Below are 1,704 nucleotides of genomic sequence, written 5' to 3' on the forward strand. Positions count from 1 at the left end.
ATACGGATTCGAAATCCTTGAGGCTTTGGTCGAGCTTTCTTTCACTTCTCACTATAACTCTAAAAAGAAAAATAGTGGGTAAAGACATCCGTCGATGACTTTACCCACTAATCTTAGTATGTTTTTGTGTTCGTTTCATTTTCGCTGGATGACCTTCTCTCAAGAATAACGGCAGTTGCCGGAATGAATTGACTTATGCCGACTTTAACAAAAAGAGATTAACTAGTTATTTACCCATTCCCATTTTTTGTTGATTTTGTGAATACCACTTTGAAAAGATTGACGCTTTCATAAACATTGAGTACACTAATCTTTAGTGTTTATGGAGGTGCAGAAGGTAAATGCCTATACATGTAATGATCATTTCGATGCTTTTATTTCTGGTTCTGTTTTTCGGAATCGGTTTTTTGTTAAATATGTTATTGCGGATGACGTGGATTATGGCGATCATTTATCCGGTCATTGTCATTTTTATCGTAGATGAGGTCCGGTTTATTGAGTATTTCCGAAATGCAGGTGAGTCATTTTCGGAATTAGGGACTAAGTTAAGCCATTTAGCATTGGCGGATCTTCTGATACTTGGCTGCGGATTGGCAGGGGCGATTCTTTCGGGGGTTGTCATGAGGATCCTGCGGGCAAAAGGTTATAGAATGTTTTAATTTATCCGTTTGCCCGGTAAGATCCCGGGTTAAACGGCTTTTTTTATGGAGCAGGTGCATAATAAGCGGGCAGATTCACCTAAAATAACGGATATTCATATTTGTAATATTTAAACTATTCGACTTTTTTATCAATTTTTGAATAAATCTCATCCTTATGGGGAAGGAATAAGGGTGGGAGGAGTGAATTCATGAAGTTGGTAATTAAATGGACGAAACGAATCGTGATGGTTAGTTTATTTGTACTAGCCTTGGGCACCACCTTTCAATCGATTTCGGGGGTGGAAGCGCAGACCTTCAAATCCTGGCTGAATGAAAATAAAGGAAAGCAGTCAGAGCGCTATTCAGAAAATCATAAAACAAATCATATATCATTGTCATTTAAATTTTTGAAGAGATTGGCAGGCGTTAAGACACTGATCTCATCCAGTACGCCCGTGGAAGCAAATCCCCCAAGCCTGGAGGAATCGATCGACTGGGAACAATATCCGAAAAACACGGTAGTGGCAACAGGATACACAGCAGGAGTCGAATCCACAGGTAAAAATCCAAGCCACCCCGGCTACGGAATTACATACTCTGGTGTAAAAGTGAAAAGAGATTTATATTCTACGATTGCAGCAGACACTTCAGTCTATCCGATTGGAACGATTCTCTTTATCCCGAAATATGGATACGGGGTCGTCGCTGATACAGGGAGCGCGATCAAAGGAAATAAGCTTGATTTATACTATGATACTGTAGAACAGGTTTACAATGAATGGGGAAAACAGACCCTGGACGTGTATGTGGTTCAAATAGGAACAGGTGAATTGACAGAGGAAGACCTAGTGAAACTGAACAGCAATGAATCGATGCAGGTGTTCAGACAGCAGATTCTATCTGCTAAGAAAGAATAATAAAAGGCCCGTACGCAGTATAAAGTGTACCCTTTGTAAAGGACATTTTAAAAAAGCCTAAGCTACTTCTAAAAGATGATCTCTGTATTGAACAGGGGTCATCTTTTTTCGATTCCATTGATATCTATGGTGGTTATAGTAAGTAA

The 1,704-nt window shown here is 39.5% G+C and carries 3 protein-coding genes; 2 read left to right on the forward strand and 1 reads right to left on the reverse strand.

The annotated features are described in order from the left end of the window. Positions 1-341: 341 nt before the first annotated feature. The gene (locus HP456_RS23650) at positions 342-659 is read left to right on the forward strand and encodes a YuiB family protein (protein ID WP_246289403.1); all 318 of its coding nucleotides are present in this window, start codon (positions 342-344) and stop codon (positions 657-659) included. A gap of 191 nt (positions 660-850) precedes the next feature. Continuing rightward, on the forward strand, positions 851-1,558 hold the full coding sequence (spsC, locus tag HP456_RS23655; RefSeq protein WP_281358132.1) for a stationary phase survival protein SpsC: 708 nt from the start codon (positions 851-853) through the stop codon (positions 1,556-1,558). A 57-nt stretch (positions 1,559-1,615) separates the two neighbouring features. Here the strand turns inward: spsC and HP456_RS23660 are convergent. Next, positions 1,616-1,704 (reverse strand): IS3 family transposase (locus tag HP456_RS23660; protein ID WP_146159189.1); only part of this gene is annotated, 89 nt, incomplete at its 5' end.

Origin of the sequence: Bacillus haikouensis, from assembly GCF_013179555.1 — a bacterium.
GTDB lineage: Bacteria > Bacillota > Bacilli > Bacillales > Bacillaceae_B > Rossellomorea > Rossellomorea haikouensis_A.